Annotated in this window: 20 protein-coding genes; 17 read left to right on the top strand and 3 right to left on the bottom strand. The window is 51.4% G+C overall.

Features of this window, described 5'->3' with window-relative positions; genetic code table 11:
* Positions 1-68: 68 nt before the first annotated feature.
* Positions 69-941, bottom strand: coding sequence for a phosphoribulokinase (locus tag KJS40_RS02640; protein ID WP_090455262.1), 873 nt, complete (start codon positions 939-941; stop codon positions 69-71).
* A 382-nt stretch (positions 942-1323) separates the two neighbouring features.
* Here KJS40_RS02640 and KJS40_RS02635 point away from each other — a divergent pair, with 382 nt between their 5' ends.
* From KJS40_RS02635 to erpA, 10 genes are all read left to right on the top strand, one after another.
* Entirely contained in the window at positions 1324-1713 is a 390-nt protein-coding gene (locus KJS40_RS02635) for a hypothetical protein (RefSeq protein ID WP_213538958.1), read from the top strand.
* 46 nt (positions 1714-1759) lie between these two features.
* Positions 1760-1915 carry a hypothetical protein gene (locus tag KJS40_RS02630; protein ID WP_213538957.1) on the top strand — a complete coding sequence of 52 codons (156 nt, stop codon included), beginning with the start codon at positions 1760-1762 and terminating at the stop codon, positions 1913-1915.
* A 365-nt stretch (positions 1916-2280) separates the two neighbouring features.
* Entirely contained in the window at positions 2281-3402 is a 1122-nt protein-coding gene (locus KJS40_RS02625; protein ID WP_213538956.1) for a P63C domain-containing protein, read from the top strand.
* A gap of 180 nt (positions 3403-3582) precedes the next feature.
* Positions 3583-4346 (top strand): IS5 family transposase gene (locus tag KJS40_RS02620; protein WP_244859763.1). Its coding sequence is split into 2 segments (ribosomal slippage): positions 3583-3898 and positions 3898-4346, totalling 765 coding nucleotides; the frame shifts between segments, so codons are not numbered across the junction.
* Positions 4347-4642: 296 nt separating this feature from the next.
* On the top strand, positions 4643-5077 hold the full coding sequence (gene rplM, locus KJS40_RS02615; protein WP_025040412.1) for a 50S ribosomal protein L13: 435 nt from the start codon (positions 4643-4645) through the stop codon (positions 5075-5077).
* A gap of 4 nt (positions 5078-5081) precedes the next feature.
* The gene (gene rpsI, locus KJS40_RS02610) at positions 5082-5474 is read left to right on the top strand and encodes a 30S ribosomal protein S9 (protein ID WP_213538955.1); all 393 of its coding nucleotides are present in this window, start codon (positions 5082-5084) and stop codon (positions 5472-5474) included.
* Between the two features lie 347 nt (positions 5475-5821).
* On the top strand, positions 5822-6850 hold the full coding sequence (gene argC, locus KJS40_RS02605) for an N-acetyl-gamma-glutamyl-phosphate reductase (RefSeq protein ID WP_213538954.1): 1029 nt from the start codon (positions 5822-5824) through the stop codon (positions 6848-6850).
* 188 nt (positions 6851-7038) lie between these two features.
* Positions 7039-7773, top strand: coding sequence for a DUF6776 family protein (locus KJS40_RS02600; protein WP_244859670.1), 735 nt, complete (start codon positions 7039-7041; stop codon positions 7771-7773).
* Positions 7774-7783: 10 nt separating this feature from the next.
* Complete coding sequence (locus KJS40_RS02595) at positions 7784-8197, top strand: polymer-forming cytoskeletal protein (RefSeq protein ID WP_025040416.1); 414 nt, start codon at positions 7784-7786, stop codon at positions 8195-8197.
* A gap of 73 nt (positions 8198-8270) precedes the next feature.
* Positions 8271-8621 carry an iron-sulfur cluster insertion protein ErpA gene (erpA, locus tag KJS40_RS02590; protein WP_213539685.1) on the top strand — a complete coding sequence of 117 codons (351 nt, stop codon included), beginning with the start codon at positions 8271-8273 and terminating at the stop codon, positions 8619-8621.
* 122 nt (positions 8622-8743) lie between these two features.
* On the opposite strand, the gene KJS40_RS02585 is transcribed toward erpA, so the two are convergent.
* Positions 8744-9817, bottom strand: a complete 1074-nt coding sequence (locus KJS40_RS02585) for an anhydro-N-acetylmuramic acid kinase (RefSeq protein ID WP_244859762.1) — start codon at positions 9815-9817, stop codon at positions 8744-8746.
* A gap of 77 nt (positions 9818-9894) precedes the next feature.
* Positions 9895-11250, bottom strand: coding sequence for a M23 family metallopeptidase (locus tag KJS40_RS02580; protein WP_244859669.1), 1356 nt, complete (start codon positions 11248-11250; stop codon positions 9895-9897).
* A gap of 394 nt (positions 11251-11644) precedes the next feature.
* On the opposite strand from KJS40_RS02580, the gene KJS40_RS02575 reads away from it, so the two are divergent.
* The 7 genes from KJS40_RS02575 to KJS40_RS02545 all read left to right on the top strand — a co-directional run bounded on the left by KJS40_RS02575 (position 11645) and on the right by KJS40_RS02545 (position 19801).
* The gene (locus KJS40_RS02575) at positions 11645-12802 is read left to right on the top strand and encodes a sensor histidine kinase (RefSeq protein ID WP_213538952.1); all 1158 of its coding nucleotides are present in this window, start codon (positions 11645-11647) and stop codon (positions 12800-12802) included.
* A gap of 144 nt (positions 12803-12946) precedes the next feature.
* Positions 12947-14431, top strand: a complete 1485-nt coding sequence (gene lnt, locus KJS40_RS02570; RefSeq protein ID WP_244859761.1) for an apolipoprotein N-acyltransferase — start codon at positions 12947-12949, stop codon at positions 14429-14431.
* Between the two features lie 158 nt (positions 14432-14589).
* Positions 14590-15495, top strand: coding sequence for a glycine--tRNA ligase subunit alpha (gene glyQ / locus KJS40_RS02565; RefSeq protein ID WP_213538951.1), 906 nt, complete (start codon positions 14590-14592; stop codon positions 15493-15495).
* Entirely contained in the window at positions 15492-17627 is a 2136-nt protein-coding gene (glyS, locus tag KJS40_RS02560; RefSeq protein WP_213538950.1) for a glycine--tRNA ligase subunit beta, read from the top strand. Before glyQ ends, glyS begins: the two co-directional genes overlap by 4 nt.
* 1 nt (position 17628) lies before the next feature.
* Positions 17629-18162 carry a D-glycero-beta-D-manno-heptose 1,7-bisphosphate 7-phosphatase gene (gene gmhB / locus KJS40_RS02555; protein ID WP_213538949.1) on the top strand — a complete coding sequence of 178 codons (534 nt, stop codon included), beginning with the start codon at positions 17629-17631 and terminating at the stop codon, positions 18160-18162.
* On the top strand, positions 18159-18908 hold the full coding sequence (locus KJS40_RS02550) for a lysophospholipid acyltransferase family protein (protein ID WP_213538948.1): 750 nt from the start codon (positions 18159-18161) through the stop codon (positions 18906-18908). Before gmhB ends, KJS40_RS02550 begins: the two co-directional genes overlap by 4 nt.
* A 263-nt stretch (positions 18909-19171) precedes the next feature.
* The gene (locus KJS40_RS02545) at positions 19172-19801 is read left to right on the top strand and encodes a SprT family zinc-dependent metalloprotease (protein ID WP_244859668.1); all 630 of its coding nucleotides are present in this window, start codon (positions 19172-19174) and stop codon (positions 19799-19801) included.
* Positions 19802-20202: the final 401 nt, after the last annotated feature.

The raw sequence follows: 20202 nt of genomic DNA, 5'->3' as shown, positions 1-20202 counted from the left end.
GGCAATCCAATTGGATGAACCGTTGAAGCGGGTTTTTATAGGGCACCCTTATCGATAATGTTACATGACTATTTGCTTCGGCTTTTCCTCACCAGATCCAGAATAAGCGGCGTCAGAACCAATTCTATCGCCAGACCCATTTTACCGCCCGGCACTACAATCGTGTTCGGGCGAGACATGAACGAGTCGTGAATCATCGAAAGCAGGTACGGAAAATCGACGTTCTTGGGGTCGCGGAATCGAATCACGACAAAACTTTCGTCCAGGGTAGGTATATCCCGTGCGATAAAAGGATTGGACGTATCCACCGTCGGCACACGCTGAAAGTTGATATGCGAACGTGAAAATTGCGGCGTAATATAATGCACATAATCATGCATGCGACGAAGAATGGTGTGGGTTACCGCTTCTGCGGAATACCCCCGCGCATTCATATCGCGATGGATTTTCTGTATCCATTCCAGATTGACAATGGGCGTCACACCTACCAGCAGATCGACATATTGCGTAACGTCGACGGTATCGCTTTCCACCCCGCCATGCAAGCCTTCGTAAAATAGTAGATCGGAACCGGGTTTTATCGGCGACCATGGGGTGAAGGTACCCGCTTTCTGCTGATATGGCGCGGCTTCTTCATCATTGTGCAGGTACAGGCGAGTCTGGCCGCTTCCAGTCTCGCCATATTCCTTGAATAGCGCTTCGAGCTTCTCGAACTCGTTCGCTTCGGGACCGAAATGGCTAATGGCATGACCGCCATCTTTCTCCGAATCACTTACGGCGTTTTTCATTCCCTCGCGATCGTAGCGATGGAAGCTATCGCCTTCTACCACCGCAGCAGTCAGTGTCTCGCGCCGAAAAATATGCTCGAAACTGTTCTTGACCGTCGACGTACCGGCGCCGGAAGACCCGGTAACGGCGATGACGGGGTGCTTTTGTGACATACAGGCTTTCTCCTCAGGATAATAAGATGTTATGGGGCTTTGCGTCAGTGGTTTCGCTGATTTCAGCAAATCTCGAGCAGCGTAATGATAACTGTTTTTTTAATAATTTTGGTGGCAACGGTTGAGGATAAAGGTCATTTCACGCTTGTGAGCAAATAGCTTGCCCGCAATCAATTTTTTCTTATAGGGAACGATTCATGGAAAATAGGTAGTGGTTCAGTTTGAAATTGAGGGAGAATTGGCGGAGTTGTTGCAATAGCTGTCGATAAATTTTCCACAATATTATTACGGCTTTATGGATGTGCTTGAGTATTTTGGTTTTTTGCACCTGGCCTATAAATTGCTTTGCACAGACTGCACTCAATAACCGGAAAGAAACAGAATGAGCTCTGCCTCAGCCAATGCCAAGACAATCAGTTTATATAGCAGTTTACACATACAACAACGTGTTGCTATAGTATGGGAAGCAGTGTTTGCGTCAAGTAATGAAGTGATCAGTCAATCAAAAAAGTTTGGTTTTCTGATTATGAAACAGAGTCCTGATCCAAACATTCATACTATGTTAGGTAGCCTACAGATCTTTACTGACTTCATGGATAAAATTATCGCAAATGCTGGGATATTAAATGTTGAGCATGACGAGATTAGATTGATATTGAATGCTCGTGAGCAGTTACGAAAACTTGAGCGTGTAGCAACTGCGTTAATCGATAACAATGAAGATGACTACAATATTTGGATAGCAGCTTTGGAGAAGCAAGCAGCGTTCTAACACGCTGAATTAATCCTAAAACTTATAACTAACAGGAGAATTTACCATGAGCCCAACCATAAATTTTTCTAACGAAGCAAAAATCAGAGAGTTTATCGCTCAACTTGACCAAGCTATAGAGATGGCCAAGGATCTGCACAAGCAAATTAATTGCATTACCCAACACTTGGAAGAAAGATTCCCATCTAGGCTTGCAGCTTAATAGTTTCGTCCTCATCCCCAATAGCCCACCTAAGACGTGGGCTTTTTTGTTGCTTCTTTCCTCCTATCTATGGAGGGGGCACCATACCCAACCCGCCCCAACGGAGGTTTTATCGCTTCTTTTTGTACGGGCCACGTTTCTTGGGCTATTCCTCTGGAATGGTTGCAACAACCTTAGTCATACTCCAAACATGACAGGTTAAATCAGCTTCCATTGCAGGGGTAACGCGAAGCGATTTGTGAATTTTGCAGGAATTGTAGAACATGAGATACAGACTGTTGGCGAAGTCTATCAAAAGCATCTCTCACAGCCTAACAAAATTCTTGTTATAATAAAACTGTTATCAAATAACAAGAGGGCTTACTATGAATTCTGCAGAGAAAATAATTGATCGTTTTGGTGGGCAATCTGCGTTAGCCGGTTTAATAGGTAAAAGGCAAAGTACGGTTGGTTATTGGGCCAAAAAAGGAACTGTTCCAGTTTCGTGGCACGGCAAGTTGTTGGAAATTGCAAAAAATCAAGCAATTGATTTGCAGCCTGTCGACTTCATTCCTATAGACGATGAAAAAAATTTGTTACCTGCAGAATCCTCGCTACCAAAGGCGACACATTGGGGAGAACTAACTATCGGGGAGAAAGAAATCCCATGCTACGTGCTTAATACAGGGGATAGAGTCTTCAGTTTAAAAGGGGTGGTGGTTGGCTTAATGGGGACAGATGGTGGGCAGCTTGTGGAATACTTGAAAGTTAGAGCCTTGCAACCTCACCTACCGTCAGATTTGTTACCTGCAGAAAATGGCGAAATTCCGGCTTTATTTAAGTTCGATACAGGTGGCGAGGGATTTACGAAATATGCAGTAGGTATAAAGATCGAGAGATTCAACGAATTGCTTAGAGCCTATTCAAGCGCATTACTAGACCACCACCTCAGCGCACATGATTCAACAAAAATTGCTTTAACAGATCGACAGCTTCAAATAGCTACTACCGCCGTTCGTTTCCTGCAGGCTTCGTCTGATGTAGGACTTGTTGCATTGGTAGACGAGGCCACGGGCTATCAGTATGAAAGAGCAGAAGATGCGCTTCGTATAAAACTCAAGCTATATCTCGAAGAGGATATGAGAAAGTGGGAGAAAACCTTCCCAGATCCACTATGGAATGAATTTGGACGCTTAACAAATTGGAAGGGGTCTGTCCACCACCGCCCGAAGTACTGGGGTAAATTAGTAATGGAGTTAATTTATGGCTATCTTGATGCAGATGTTGCTAAATGGCTCAAGGAAAACGCACCTAAACCAATAAGGGGGCAAAGCTACCATCAATGGTTGAGTGGCCAATATGGACTGAAAAAGCTAACAGAGCATATATGGATGGTTATAGGCATGGCTTCGGCCTGCCAAACAATGCCTGAACTAAGGCAACGAATGGCAGAAAGATATGGTAGGACTCAAGTACAGATGACGTTATATTTACCAGTACAGCATTAACCTTCCCACCGTTTCTTTGCAGCTTTTTTGGCAATCCCAGAGCGTTGTTCGGATGTTAGTTTAGAGGCTCTGGAAACCCCGCTCTTTGGGTTGCCAAGCCGCCCCGAGATTCTTGGCGCCTTTACTAGGGCCTGTTAACTCTAATAATCATATCGCATGTATTCAGGTATACTTGCGGGCATGGAAATCACTCAAGCCCAGTACGAGCGAATCGTACACTGCCTGCCGCTTCAGCGAGGCAATGTCAGTCTCAGTAATCTGAACGTATTGAACGCCATTCTGTATGTGGCCGAGCATGGCTGCAAGTGGCGCGGTCTGCCCAAACGCTTCGGTAATTGGCATACCATCTACACGCGCATGAACCGCTGGAGCAAAAGCGGTGTACTGGATCAGGTGTTTGAGCAGTTGCAGCGTGAACAGATCGTTCGCGTCAAGATCGAGGCCGTTTCCCTGGACAGCACCATTGTGAAGGTTCATCCGGACGGCACCGGGGCATTAAAAAAAACGGTCCCCAATCCATCGGCAGATCCAGAGGCGGGTGGACCACCAAGATTCATATGGTTGCCGCGGATGCTCGAACGGCTATAACGTTTGCACTGTCCCCCGGACAGGCTCACGATGCGGTGGAGGGGCGTAAGCTGCTCGGCAGCCTGGACAAGCCCCGTTGGCCAGTTCATCTGGTAATGGATCGCGCCTACGAGGGAAATGAAACACGGCAACTGGCGTTGGATCTTGGTTTCATTCCGGTAGTTCCGCCCAAGGCCAACCGGGTTGAGCCTTGGGAATACGACAAGGTTATGTACCGGCGGCGTAACGAGATTGAGCGATTGTTCAGGAGACTGAAAGGATTCCGCCGTATCTTCTCGCGCTTCGAGAAACTGGATGTAATGTTCACTGGTTTCATCCACTTTGCTTTGATCGTCGAAGCACTTAGATTGTGTTAACAGGCCCTAGCATAGTGATGCTAGCAGCCTGTCGGACTTAAAGAATCGCAGCGAAAAAGTGACTGGGTGAGGGCAGATTTTGATGGCCAATAGTTATTCTATTGGCCGAAAAAGCGGCGAAATATGAACCAACCAGACGCTTTTGCAGCCGATTTCCTTTAAGTCCGACAGGCTGCTAGAGGGTCTAGATCGTCGAATTTCAGACTGAACCACTACCGGAAAATACTCAAGTTTGACATTCGCGGGTCTCTGGCATAGAATGCGCCGCTTTACCGAAATAAGCAGGGGTAGGTTTTGTGAAAACCTTTTCAGCCAAACCACATGAAGTAATCCGCGACTGGTTTGTGATCGATGCGGCCGACAAGGTGTTGGGACGTCTCGCGGCAGAGATCGCCCATCGTTTGCGCGGCAAACACAAGCCCATTTTCACTCCTCATGTGGATACCGGCGATTTTATTGTTGTCATCAACGTCGATAAGCTACGCGTCACCGGCAATAAAGCGGAAAACAAGACTTATTATCGTCATAGTGGTTACCCCGGCGGTATTTACGAAACGAGTTTCGCGAAAATGCATGCACGTTTTCCAGGGCGTCCCCTGGAAAAGGCAGTCAAGGGTATGCTGCCGAAAGGCCCGCTCGGGTACGCAATGCTAAAGAAACTTAAAATCTATGCGGGTGCTTCTCACCCGCACGCGGCGCAACAACCGCGACAACTCGAAGTCAGGGCTTGATACCATGAGCACAACCTATAGTTACGGTACCGGCCGCCGGAAAAGTGCAGTGGCGCGGGTATTCATCAAACCGGGAAAGGGGCTGATCACTGTCAACGACAAACCGGTCGACGAATTTTTTTCCCGTGAAACCGGGCGCATGGTTGTCCGTCAACCACTTGAGCTGACGGGAAATCTGACGAGTTTCGACATCATGGTCAATATCCACGGGGGCGGTGAATCGGGTCAGGCAGGCGCGGTGCGGCATGGTATTACCCGCGCATTGATTGATTTCGACCCGACGCTTAAACCTGTATTGAGCAGTGCCGGACTCGTCACACGTGATGCACGTGAAGTGGAGCGAAAGAAGGTGGGTTTTCGCAAGGCACGCCGGCGCAAACAATTCTCGAAGAGATAAGCATTGCACGATGCTATACGAAAAGCCGCCCGCTTCTGGCGGCTTTTTTATTTGTTGCTTATAATCAATCGATGAAATTTGCGTCCCTGCAAGACAAATAGCCGGATAACGCTTCAAAATCCAACGCTCAAGCTTATGGAGAAATTCGTCCGGCATGAGGTGACGATTGAGATCTGTGCGAATATCCGGCTTGAAAATGAGGTTGTATCGGGGAATTTTTCGTCGACAGCGGAATTGCTGCGTTGAAGCAAGGAGAGCCAATTGGCGTAGCGGATGCCCACGGGTGGGCTTCCGTTCCGAAGCGTCGTCTATGAAGCCTGACTCGTCCTTTGAAACCTGGAGACACCATGCTTAAAATTGGTATCGTAGGCGGAACCGGTTACACCGGTGTGGAATTGCTGCGCATTTTGTCGCAACATCCTGAAGCAAGCATCCAGGCAATTACGTCACGTAAAGAAGCAGGTATTGGCGTAGCTGAACTATTTCCCAATTTGCGCGGCCGGGTATCGCTCAAGTTTTGCGATCCCGCGGAAGCAGGATTGGAGAAATGCGATGTGGTCTTCTTTGCCACCCCTAACGGTATCGCCATGCAGCAAACCCGATCTTTGCTCGCCGCAGGGGTGCGCGTAATAGATCTTGCTGCGGATTTTCGCATCAAGGATGTGGCGGTATGGGAAAAATGGTACGGCATGCCTCACGCCTGCCCCGACCTTGTGGCGGAGGCTGTCTATGGCTTGCCGGAAATCAATCGCGACAAAATCAGAAGTGCTCGACTCATAGCGAATCCCGGCTGCTATCCGACTGCGGTGCAACTGGGCTTCCTACCCTTGATCGAGGCCGGTATCGTCGATCTGGACCACCTCATCGCAGATGTGAAATCCGGCGTCTCCGGTGCGGGGCGCAATGCGGAAATCCATACGCTGTTTGCGGAAGCGGCCGATAACTTCAAGGCCTATGGCGTTGCCGGACATCGTCATTTACCCGAGATCAGGCAGGGCCTGTCGAACGTCGCAACACGTCCGGTCGGACTGACCTTTGTGCCGCACCTTACACCGATGATTCGTGGCATCCACGCCACGCTTTATGCAAGACTGGCCGCGGATATCGATTTGCAGGCTTTATATGAGCAACGGTACGCCGATGAACCATTTGTTGACGTGCTTCCGGCAGGTACTCATCCCGAAACCCGCTCAGTGCGCGGCTCAAATCTCTGCCGTATCGCTGTCCATCGCCCGCAAGGCGGCAACACAGCAGTTATACTGTCGGTAACAGACAATCTTGTAAAGGGTGCGGCGGGACAAGCAGTGCAAAACATGAATCTCATGTTCGGCCTGCCGGAAGCCCTGGCGATCAATCATGCTCCATTATTGCCTTAAGTAGGCATTGAATAAACCTCATGGGGGACGCAACGCCAATAACCGTATTAACCCGGCAATAACGGTATTAACCCAATCTTTATTTCGACCGGGCGAGAATGCTTCATCCATTTTATTTGAGTGTTTTGCAGTGTTTTTAGTCGCGCCGTGTCTCGGTAATTCGCTGCCGCACGGCATAAGCTTGGGTTATGATCAAATCGTTTAAAAGAAAATCCGGCATATCCGCGTCGCGAGTGGCGGTCCGCCCGCAAACTCCGGCGTATGTCCGATGGTTGGTCATTGCCGTGCTTATCCTGGTGGCGCTCGGTCTGTCCTGGGCAATGTATGATGCCGGGCGCAAGTTCGCAGGTTTCGACAAGAACGAAGTCACGTATGAGCTGGATCGCCTATCCCAGTTAAACACCGACCTTCAGCGAGATAACGAGGAATTGCGTGTGAGGTTAGCCGGACTTGATCGTCAGTTGCAGATGGATCTCGTGGCACGAGAAGATATCGCCAAGCAGGTTAAAACGCTGGAACACGAGAATACCCGTCTGAAAGAAGATCTCGCATTTTTCCAGAATCTTGGGTCAGCTCCCGGAAAAAACGAACAACGAATTTCCATCGGCCGCTTGAAACTGGAACGAGGCAATTTTCCCGGAGAATATCATTACAGCTTGCTGCTGGTCCAAGGCAAGCAGCGCCCCGGCGATTTCCATGGTAGTCTGGAGTTCACCATCAATTTCCAGCAAAATGGTAAAAAAATGACGATGCCACTTGCAAACGGCATATCAAATGCAGAGGTTAGCTTCAAGTTTTACCAGAGAGTGGAAGATATTTTCCGTGTGCCGCCCGATGCCATCGTGGAAAGTATGCAGGTGAAAGTGTTTGAAAAAGGTGTGGCCCAGGCTAAGCTGGTACAAACCGTCAATTTGTCCTTGTGAAGGAGAGAAAATGTTTGGGAAAAAGACAGGCAAACCCCAGAACCAGATTGATTCGCTCATCGGTGCAAGCACCCGGATCGACGGCAATATAAGCTTCAGTGGCGGTTTGCGCGTAGATGGCCATATCAAAGGTAATATTACCGCGCTGGGCGACAAGCCCAGCACTTTAGTGCTAAGCGACGAAGCAATCGTTGAAGGGGTTATCCAGGTGTCTCACGCGGTTATCAACGGCACCGTAGTCGGCGCCGTACAAGTGAGCGAGTATGTGGAACTACAAGCCAAGGCCAGAGTCTCTGGAGATATACACTACAAAACCATGGAAATTCAGCTTGGCGCATCCGTTCGAGGAATGCTGCATCATCAGGATACGATGCAGCTCGACAATAAGGTGGTGACGTTAATACCGGCTTCCCACAGTGATTGACCTTTGTTTAGTAGGGGGGGATAATTTTTTTGATTAATTTTATTTGTGAATCGATATGAACGCATCAGCAGACGTGAATTTGGCCGCAGAAATGCAAGTTCCCTTGATCTTTACCGATAGTGCGGCAAGCAAAGTCCGACAATTGATTGAAGAAGAAGGGAACAATGAGCTCAAACTGAGAGTATTTGTGGCGGGTGGAGGATGCTCCGGTTTCAAGTACGGCTTCACGTTTGACGAACTGACGAGCGAAGACGACACCGTAATGGAAAAGAACGGCGTGAAACTTCTGGTAGACCCGATGAGCTTTCAGTACCTCGCAGGAGCGGAAATCGATTATCAGGAAAATGCCGAAGGTGCGCAGTTTGTCATCCGAAACCCAGGCGCTGCCAGCACTTGCGGTTGCGGATCTTCATTTTCTGTTTAGTCCTGCTCAGTTCTGCTTGTGCTATTTAAACAAGATCATTTACAAATAAAAACGGAAGCGCAGGCTTCCGTTTTTATTTGTAAATGATAGTTGCATCACAGGTAAACTCAGGCCAGGTAAACCTAAGCCGGGTAAATTGCACCGAGCAACCTGGGGCCCCTAGCGCCGGTTACCGCAGGCAGATTGGCGGAAACCCCCTGGATGACTTGCTTAGCCAACCAGGCAAAAGCAAACGCTTCCAGCCAATCCGCATCGATGCCAAGGCTGTCTGTCAATTCCACCTTCCTGCCAGGCAGTGCTGTTCGCAGCGCGGCAACCAACATACTGTTACGCGCCCCACCTCCGCACAAATAAATTTCTGCTGCATCCGGGAAATAATCGAGTATCGGCTTGGCAATTCCCAGAACGGTTAACTGTAGCAGGGTGGCCTGCACGTCCGCCGGTGCCTCTTTTCCAGTTAAGCAACTCCCCAGCCAGGCGAGATTGAATGTTTCTCTTCCCGCGCTTTTGGGGGGCGGAAGAGAAAAAAATGGAAGTGTCAGAAGTTTTTTGAGCAGGCCCTGTATTATTCTCCCCGACCCGGCCCACGAGCCATTTTCGTCATATATCTTGCCGGTATGTTGCAGGCACCATGCGTCCATCATCATATTGCCCGGTCCGCAGTCGAACCCGATGACCTCTCCCCGGGGCGGTAGGCTGGTGAGATTACTAATCCCGCCGATGTTGACAACGAGACGATGAATTTGAGGATGGGTGAACGAGATATGATGAAACGCCGGGACCAGCGGCGCACCCTGGCCTCCCGCGGCTATATCACGGCTTCGAAAGTCTGCCACGACAGTGATGCCGCTGAGTTCAACCAGCAATGCGGCGTTGCACAACTGGATGGTATAAGCTCTTCCGGATTCCGGGCAATGACGCACCGTCTGGCCGTGGCAGCCGATCGCGGTAACCTCCTCTGGGTCTACGCCGCTTTCGGCAAGTAAACCGGCTACGGCCTCTGCATAGCGTCGTGCAAGCTCATTGCCAAGCATGGCGGCAGTATGCAGTTCATCATGGTCCGGATAGTGCAGGGCAAGCAATTGACTGCGAAGGGCTGCGTCGTATGGCAGATAAAAGGTGTGCAACAGTAACGCGGGAGACGGACTCAAGTCGGCCAGCACCGCATCTATCCCGTCCAGGCTGGTGCCTGACATGAGTCCAATATAGTAAGCGGCTTTCAAATTTTTCCGCCTGGACGCCTGGGGGTATCCAACCAAGGACTAGCTCAAGACTAGTCCAGGAATGCGAGGCTGGTGCCGCGCAGCGCATCCAGCCTGGCCATCGACGACTTTGTATATTCGTAGAATGCGGCCATTTGCCGGGATGAGACAGGATTGGCGGTCGGCATCGCCACCTTCAAGGGGTCACGCTGGACGCCCTTGAACCGGAATTCATAGTGTAGATGTGGTCCCGTAGCCATTCCGGTTGAGCCGACATGGCCGATAATGTCGCCCTGGCGGACAGGTTGCCCTTTTTTCAAACCCTTCGCAAAAGCCGACAAGTGGCCGTAAACGGTGGAATAGGATCCCTGATGCTCCAGAATGATGACATTACCGTACCCATCCTGCCAACCGGCAACTGCCACAACCCCATCGGCGGCGGCCTTGACGCCGGTGCCCGTCGGCGCAGCATAGTCTATCCCTTTATGAGCGCGCCATGTTTTCAGGATCGGATGGAAACGACCGTTGGAAAAACCGGAACTGATGCGGGAAAACTCCAGCGGCGAACGCAGGAATGCTTTTCGCAGGCTCTTGCCGTCAGGCGTGTAATAACCGCTTTCCTCGTTGTCCACCTGGAAATACAAGGCCCTGTAAGGCGTTCCCTGGTTAACGAACTCCACCGCCAGTACTCGACCCGCTCTAGCGGGTTCGCCATTGCCATAGAGCGAATCGTATACCACCGTAAAACGGTCGCCCTTGCGCAAATCCCGATGAAAGTCGATTTCGGACGCCAAGATATCGACAATCTGGGTAGCAATGCTGTCGGGCACACCCGCACTATCGACGGCGGCAAACAGCGAGCTGTTTATTACGCCGGATTTCATCTGGATGTGCGTCTCCAGCTTTGCCGGTTGTTCGCTCAGCTTGAAGGCGCCGGCGGCCTTTTCCATCACCAACTGCTCACTGCCGCCGGAAAAATAGCGAAGTAAAAGCAGTTCGCCCGCTGCCGTGGTTTGCGCATGCATCGTTTTGCCGGCTACCAACTGGTGCACCGTCTTGATATCTCTTGTATCCCGGAGAAAACTGGCTGCGTCCTGGGTATTCACGTTGAGGCGCGAAAGTAGCGTCGCAATGGTATCCCCACGCTGGATGCGTTCCTGACGCCAGAATGTCATATCGGCGTCGGAGGTCAGGGGAGTTTCAGGAAGCTCGAGGCTGAGAACCACCTGCTCGATGGGTAATTCTTCTACGGAGGTATCCGGTGCGATACCAAAAGCGGCCATCATGCCGAATAAGGGAAAACTGGATAACAGAATGAGCCAGCGCAGCCTTTTTTTTGTCAGTATCCGCGGCTTTTGCGCTAGAACACTACTTTTGTCGCCCTGCATGCTTTCCCCCACAACCGTTGAGGGCATAGAGTCTAACATAAAATTTGTCCGCCACGGGAAATGCAGACCAGTTGACCGGAGTCGAGACATACCGTTGATATCCGTTGAGTCATAATCAACCTTGCCAGACTTTCGCAATGCCACCCAATGCCAAGGCAATAATAAGCATACCTCTGGAAACAGTGCCCCAATATCGGGATTCAATGTTTACTTTTCGGTACAGCGACAGCTATTGTATAATCCCGCAGCTTCAAGAAACACTGCGTAAATCACCACGTGGAGCTCAGAAACTCCAGCAGGCAATCCATCTTTTTCTCGGATTCAAGAGACATCCTTAGCGTAGTTGTTCTTCGAATTACGCCGATCTGAACCGCCATCTCTAATCCGTTGCATGGGCATTTAACCCCTCTGCGCATTTTCAGACGAGCACCGTATGTCTACAGAAGACCTTACGCTTGATTTGCTGACGTTCCACGCATTTCCCCGTCTTGCTTCCGCCTTGCGATCACGCTCCGATGTCATCATACAGAAGTGGGAAACCGCTGTACGTTCCATGCTGCCCGCCGCCGATGAACTCACTCTCCAGCAGCTTCGAAATTCGCTGCCCGCGATTCTGCAAGACATCGTCGATGTATTCGAGTCGAATGAGCCCCGTGCCACCCGCGAACTCATCGAGGGCAGCAGAAGCCACGGGTCTACGCGCTTTCACGAAAGCTACAGCATAAAAGAGCTGATTATCGAATACCAGCTGCTCCGTAGAATAATCATGGAACAAATTTCAGAGGACCTGAACGAGGTGCTGGATACGAGAAGCACCGTGGCCTTGAACATGGCGATAGATACAGCACTCCAGAGCGGCGTGGTTACGTTTACCGAGGACTTGCAACAGCAGATTAAAGCCGCTGCCGAGATCCAGTCCAAATATCTCTCTTTTTTGTCGCATGATGTTCGGAATCATCTCAACCGTGCAACGCTTCATTTGCAGCTTCTCACCGCAAAGCTTGCCCAGGCTCCGGAATATTCCGAGAGCGTGGAGGATATTCGATCAGTCAATCGAGCCATATTGCAGACAATATCGGGGATGGACCGAATACTACAGGCCGAACAACTCCGGCAAGGCTCGGTGGAGCCCCATATCCAGCCCGTGGATTTGAATTTCGTACTGAAGGATGTCGCAAAGCAGTTGCACCATGAAGCAGAATCCAAGGGACTGGAGCTGGATGTGGACGTGCCGGAGGAAGCCCAAACAGAGAGCGATGAAGATCTGCTGGGGCTTGTATTGCATAACCTGCTCTCTAATGCAATAAAATACAGCTCAACGGGAAAAATAAGAATAACAGCTGGCAACAGATCAGACGGCGAAGAAAGTGAGTGGGTAATCAGCATTAGTGATCAAGGCCCCGGCATCGCCTTGGAAAGTTTAGCGCATCTGTTCGATGCGTTCCGGCGCGGTGATACGTATGGCGCCCCTGGAGTAGGACTGGGACTCTCCATCGTATCCCATGCCACCAGACTCCTGGGTGGCATGCTGGAAGTCGAGTCGAAAATTAATGCCGGATCGACCTTCCGATTGATATTGCCTCAGCGGTGAGCAATCGTCTCTCCTATACTTTCCCGGTTTTACAGGGTCACTCGTTATTGTTATTATTTTTGACGTACCCTACGTACCCGGCCAGCGAATCGGCCCACCCTGGACATCAACTGGCGGGATGAGTTATTGAAGCATTTGAATAGAATCCGCACGGAATTCAGTATTTCCTTTCTGGTCGGCGCACTTACCGTTCTCGGTTTTGCGCCGTTTTATCTTTTTCCGATTCCCCTTTTCACGCTCGCATTGCTGTGCCGTTTCTGGCGCAGAAGCGCGACGCCCTTCAATGCGGCAATGCTGGGTTTCTCTTTCGGCATGGGCATGTTCAGCGCAGGAGTGACCTGGATTTACGTCAGCCTGCATGATTTTGGCGGTATGCCGATGGCGGCCGCGGTGCTCGCGCTATTTGTCCTGTGCGCTTATCTCGCACTGTTCCCCGCGCTGACAGGCTGGATACTGAAAAAACTTCCAATCACTTCGGCATATGTCTGGTTTTTGGTTGCCGGCGCGCTGTGGGGGCTCTCCGACTGGCTGCGCAGCGTATTGTTCACTGGTTTCCCATGGCTGACATTGGGCTATTCGCAAGCGCCGCAGAGCCCATTGGGCGGTTTCGCTCCAGTAATAGGCGTCTATGGCGTTTCAATGATACTCGTCTGCAGTTCGGCACTCATGTGCCTGCTTTTTGAAAGAGAATTCCGCAAAAAAAATTATCTGATCACGCTGTTCGCTATCTGGATTGCCGGCTTCGGCTTACAGCATATCCGGTGGACTGAACCACAAGGCGAGCCGGTAACGGTGAGCCTACTGCAAGGGAATATCTCCCAGGATCTGAAGTGGCGCGCGGATCAACTCGTGAATTCCCTGGAAAGGTATGCCGCCCTTACACTGGAGAGTAACAGCCGTCTGATTGTCACACCGGAAATCTCCATACCGCTGTATCGTAAGGAGGTGCCGGCCAGTTACCTAGCGCAACTCGCCGCGCATGCGCGTCAGAATGACGGTGACATCCTGGTCGGCATGGTTGAAGTGCCGGAGGATGGCCACGGATTCTATAATTCCATGTTCAGCTTCGGCACTTCGCCCGATCAGAGCTACCGAAAACACCATCTGGTCCCGTTCGGTGAATTTATTCCGTTGAAATTCCTGTTCGGCTGGGTCGTCAACGTATTTCCATTGTCGGATTTCTCGCGCGGCGGCCTCGACCAGAAGCCCTTGAATATTGCGGGGCAAAGGGTCGCAGTGAACATCTGCTATGAAGATGTATTCGGGGAGGAAATAATCCAGCAACTGCCGGAAGCAACGTTGCTCGCCAACGTCAGCAATGATGCCTGGTTCGGCCGGTCCATCGGTCCGCGGCAACACCTGCAGATTTCACAAATGCGCGCGCTGGAAACCGGCCGTTATATGCTGCGTGCCACCAACACGGGCGTTACCGCCATTATCAACGAGCGTGGTATCGTGCTGCAGGAAGCGGAAATTTTTACCACAACCGCGCTGCATGGCTTGGCGCAGGGCTATACCGGTGCAACACCCTACGTCCGGTTCGGCAATAGTCTGCTATGGGGGCTTGCCGGAATAATACTTTTGATTGCCTTGTTGCCGGTTTTTCGCGGTACGCGTAAAAACCTGTAAAATCCCACTGTTGTGGTTATTAAACCTAAATCCGGTAGTTGACCGCTCATTTGATAGATCAGTGTTATGATTAATAACAATATTTCTTATTATTTAACGCCCCCGTCCAACTACCGGATTTAGGTTAAAACCACTATCACCATTTCTCAGGCGTTTTCATGCGCACATTCCAGGAAATTATTCTCACCCTGCAGCATTATTGGGACAGGCAGGGTTGCGCGCTGCTCCAACCCTATGACATGGAAGTGGGCGCGGGCACTTCGCACACCGCGACCTTCCTTCGTGCCCTCGGCCCCGAGCCCTGGAAAGCGGCTTACGTGCAGCCTACCCGGCGGCCCAAGGATGGCCGCTATGGGGAAAATCCCAACCGCTTGCAGCACTATTATCAGTTTCAGGTTGTTCTGAAACCGGCGCCCGGCAATATCCTGGAACTGTACCTCGGCTCGCTCGAAGAACTCGGCTTTGACCTGAAACAAAACGATATTCGATTCGTCGAGGATGACTGGGAAAATCCAACCCTTGGCGCCTGGGGCCTGGGGTGGGAAGTGTGGTTGAATGGCATGGAAGTGACGCAGTTCACCTATTTTCAGCAAGTCGGCGGCATCAATTGCCGGCCGATTACGGGCGAGATCACTTATGGCCTGGAGCGCCTTGCGATGTATTTGCAAGGCGTGGAGAATGTGTTCGATCTCATCTGGACAAAAGGTCTCTCCTATCGCGATGTATACCACCAGAACGAGGTCGAACAATCCACCTACAATTTCGAGCACAGCGACGTCGATTTCCTGTTGACTGCCTTTTCAGGTCACGAAAGACAAGCCAGGTATCTGATGGAAAATGGGTTGGCATTGCCGGCTTACGAACAGGTGCTGAAAACAGCACACGCTTTCAATCTGCTGGATGCACGCGGCGCCATTTCCGTTACGGAGCGGGCTGCATACATGGCGCGAATTCGCGACCTCGCCCGCAACGTGGCGAAGGCCTATTATGAGAGCCGGGAACGCCTGGGTTTCCCCATGGCGCCACGCGAGTGGGTCGAGCAGTTGACGGAGAATGTCGCTTGAGTAACACAGCCAGAAGCGTGCTTATAGAATTGCTGGTAGAGGAACTGCCACCGAAGTCACTGAAACAGTTGGGCCAGTCATTTGGAACATTATTGTTTCAGGGATTGCAAAAACTGCATAATCTTGGAGACGGCTCGCAACTGACTACATTTGCGTCTCCCAGGCGTCTTGCCGCGCATATCACCCACGTTCTGGACATCGCCTTGCAACCTTCGCAGAAAGTAAAGCTCATGCCGGTATCGGTTGGGGTGGGTGCGGATGGCGAATACACCCCGGCATTTCATAAAAAACTGCGGCAAAGCTGCGGATACCCTGATGATGTAAATCGCAGCATTCTCGAAGAGCGAATTTCACGCGAATTTGAGGGAAAGACTGAATTTCTGTTCCACACGGATGTGGCTGTCGGGATACCTGTAGCCGTAAACGTGCAGCAAGTTCTGAGTACTTTGATCACTAAACTTCCAATCGCCAAACTGATGACTTATCAATTGGCCGATGGCTGGACGACGATAAGTTTTGTGCGTCCCGCACACGGTCTGGTAGCGCTGCATGGCGATGAGACCATACCGGTCGGCGTGCTGGGCTTGACTGCCGGACGCGAGACACAAGGACATCGCTTTGAAGCCGGGACCAAGGCGGTCGTGCTGCGAGATGCGGACTGTTATGCGCAACAGCTTGAAAGTGCAGGCGCGGTCATTCCCGGTTTTGCTGCGCGTCGCGATGAGATAGTGCGGCAGCTTAACGTGGCTGCCGCGGCGGAGGGTCTGAAACCGGTAGAGGACGAAGCCTTGCTGGATGAAGTGACAGCGCTGGTTGAACGTCCTAACGTGTTGATGGGCAAATTTGAATCCGAATTCCTGGATGTACCGCAGGAATGCCTGATTCTGACCATGAAAACCCATCAGAAGTATTTCCCGCTGCTGGATGCAAACGGTAAGCTTTCTCATAAATTCCTGCTGGTATCGAACATCCGGCCGGCCGACCCCCGCCAGGTCATCGATGGGAATGAACGCGTGCTGCGCTCACGTTTGGCGGATGCGAAATTCTTTTTCGACCGGGATCGCAAAAAAAAGCTTTATTCGCGTGTGGCTGGTTTGGATAAGGTCGTTTATCACAATAAGCTCGGCAGCCAGGCGGAAAGGGTGGAAAGGATATGGGCGATTGCGCAGGCGATAGGTTTGCGCCTGGGCGGTAATGCGCTTGCGGCGCAGGCAGGAGAAGCGGCAATGCTATGCAAGGCGGACTTGCTCACCGATATGGTGGGTGAATTTCCCGAACTGCAAGGTATCATGGGACGTTATTATGCCAAGCATGACGGGCTGCCGGATAACATTGCGTTTGCCATCGAGGATCACTACAAACCACGGTTTGCGGGCGACGAATTGCCGCGTAATATGACCGGCACCTGCGTGGCATTAGCGGATAAGCTGGAAATACTGATTGGCATGTTCGGTAGTGGACAGATTCCGACCGGTGACAAGGACCCGTTTGCGTTGCGCCGTCATGCGTTAGGCGTGACTCGCATTCTGATCGAAAAAAAGCTCCAGATCGCTCTGGAAGAAATGATCAAAATTTCGAGCGGGGTCTTCAATAACACGATTAAATTTGGCGACGCTGAATCTTGCCGGTTACTTGATTTCATCTACGAACGCATGTCCAGCCAATTGCGCGAACAAGGTTACTCAATACAGCAGATCGAGGCAGTCATCGCGAAAAGACCGCAATTATTGATGGAGATTCCGCAACGTCTTGCCGCGGTACGCGCTTTTTCCGCCTTGCCCGAGGCTGAAAGCCTTGCGATTGCAAATAAACGGGTAAGCAATATCCTGAAAAAGGTTGAGGGTTCAGTCAACGACAAGGTAAACGCCGAACTGCTACAGGAGCCCGCCGAGCGGGCGCTGCATATCGCGCTCAACAGTGTGATGCCTAAAGCAGATGTTGCCTTCGGTCGAGGAGAGTTCAGTTTGGCGTTACAGGAACTTGCGGTGCTGAAAGCACCTGTTGATGCATTTTTTGACAATGTGCTGGTGAACACCGATGACCCGGCGCTGCGCGCCAATCGCCTCGCGTTATTAGCCCAGTTGCAACACGCCATGAATCGCGTCGCCGATATTTCCAGGCTGGTGGCTTGAAGTGAAATTGATCATTCTCGATCGCGACGGCGTCATCAATTACGACAGCGACGCTTTCATCAAGACGCCTGATGAATGGAAGCCCATTCCCGGCAGTCTCGAAGCGATCGCCCATCTCACGCAGGCAGGTTATCGCGTCGTCATTGCAACCAATCAATCGGGCATCAGCCGCGGATTGCTGGATATGGTGACGCTCAACGCCATTAACGACAAGATGTGCAAGGCAGTCAATCAGGTGGGCGGACGCATCGATGCGATGTTTTTCTGTCCTCACGCCAGTACGGACAATTGTAATTGCCGCAAGCCGGCGACCGGAATGTTCAAGGAGATCTCCGATCGCTTTGGCCTGGAGCTGAACGGCGTGCCGGCGATCGGCGACTCGCTGCGTGATTTACAGGCCGCGGCCGAAGTCGGCGCCATACCGATTCTGGTACTTTCAGGCAAAGGTAAAAAGACCAAGACGAAGGGAGGATTGCCGGAAAACACCCGGATTTTTCCGAATCTCTCAGCGGCCGTCGATGCGCTGACACAATGAATTCGATTTCGGTAGTGCTTCGCTCGGCGCTATATAGTCTATTGCAAATCATCATTACTCCGCTTTATTTCGTAATCATACTTGCTTCGTTTCCGCTCTCGCCGCACGACCGCTACCGCATCACTTCCGGCTGGGCACATCTGATGCTGTTTTTGCTCCGTGTTGTCTGCGGCATCCAGTACCGCGTGATCGGCGCGGAACATATTCCCCAAATGCCCAGCATTGTGCTCTCCAAGCATCAATCGGCGTGGGAGACACTCGCGTTTCAGCTGATATTCCCGCCCCAGGTGTGGGTCCTGAAAAAAGAGTTGTTGCTGGTTCCATTTTTTGGCTGGGGATTGGCCATGACCAGCCCCATCGCCATCGACCGCAGTTCGAAAAAAGCCGCGCTGAGACAGATCGTCAGTCAAGGGAAAGACCGGCTCAAGCGGGGGTTCTGGATCGTGGTTTTTCCGGAAGGTACGCGCATAGCGCCCGGCGAGAAAGGCAGATACGGCATTGGCGGCGCATGGCTTGCCACGCATACCGGCGCACCGGTCGTACCGGTGGCGCACAACGCGGGACGGTTCTGGGGCAAGAATGCGCTCATCAAACTGCCCGGCACGATTACCGTCAGTATCGGCGCGCCGATCGACCCCGCAGGGATGGAACCTGGCGACCTCAATGCCAGCGTGGAATCATGGATTGAAGCAGAGGTGGCACGTATCGATAATCCCGCTTCAGGCGATCGCGAATCCGGCCGTTAATTCCATTATGTTTCAGTTCCGTACTATGACTGTTAAAGTTTTTTTCTACTTGACCTTCACTTGGTAAGGTTCCTATTGCCGGATTCAGGATAATGCATGACGAAAAGAAACCACTGTCTCAAAGTTTAAACCCGCGCTCAAACCAGCATCCAAACCAACGCCCAAAAACAAGCAAACTTGCAGCAAGCGAACAACGCCGTATCAGCCTGAACGGCAAAGATGTCGCGTATGTCCTCATGCGCTGCAGGCGAAAAACCATCGGCATGAAAATCAACAGCGAGGGGTTAACGGTTCGTATTCCGCCGCGAGAACCATTGTGCTGGGTCGAATCTGTATTGCAAAAACGAGCCGATTGGATCGTAAAAAAACTCGATGAATGGAAGAATAAAAAATCAAGCAAGCCCGAGTGGGTCGAAGGCGCGATTTTTCCATTACTGGGCGAACTTTGGCAGGTGAAGGTTACCCCTGCCGGGGTTGTGCAAATGGTGCCGGCCACGGTGAACGCAGCGGTGGAGGAGACACAGCTGAAATTACCACTCCCATCCATGCTGACCGCCCACCAAATCGAAAAAGCGGTAATGGACTGGTATCGTCATCACGCCATGGCGTGTTTCAGCGAACGCATCGTGCTGTATGCACGTAAGCTTGGCGTGGCGTTACCGCAACTACGATTATCGCAGGCAAGAACCCTATGGGGCAGTTGCAACTCGCGCGGCATTGTCCATCTCAACTGGCGGCTGATCCAGAAGCCGCTCGATCTGGTGGATTATGTCGTGGCGCACGAATTGTCTCACCTGATTGAAATGAATCACTCCAAGGCGTTTTGGCGGATAGTGGGAAGTGTATATCCGGGTTATGCGGTGGCTAGGAAGAAGTTGAGGGGGGTTGGATGATGGTGAGGTCCGGTATGCTGCATACTTGATCTGACAGTCATGTCCGACGACGGCCACCCACCGGAACCGTCAGCTCAGATCGCCGAAGCACATGGGCGCGACGAGGCGATCCTTGATGCCTACACCAGCGGCGGTTACAGTTTGAAGTAGGTTTGGATGATTTTGCACTATTCCCGAGTGAGTCACATCGAGAAACAGCAACGATTGACAAGAAACAAGACTTGACCCCTTGTCTTACTATTGCTCCATTGCCTTGACGAGCATGCGGCCTGTAAGTCGGGATAATTTTTCGATTAAAACCTGCCCGGCGCAAGCATAAAATCAATCAGTAACCTATCCCTCAGATCTTCAGTTGACGACCGGCGGCGCTGCTCGCTCAAGGCGCGCTTTTGCTCTTCCAT

The sequence above is a fragment of the Nitrosospira sp. NRS527 genome (assembly GCF_018406445.1).
Lineage (GTDB): Bacteria > Pseudomonadota > Gammaproteobacteria > Burkholderiales > Nitrosomonadaceae > Nitrosospira > Nitrosospira briensis.
Note: the sequence above shows the minus strand (reverse complement) of the source record. Positions and strands in the feature narration are given on the sequence as shown.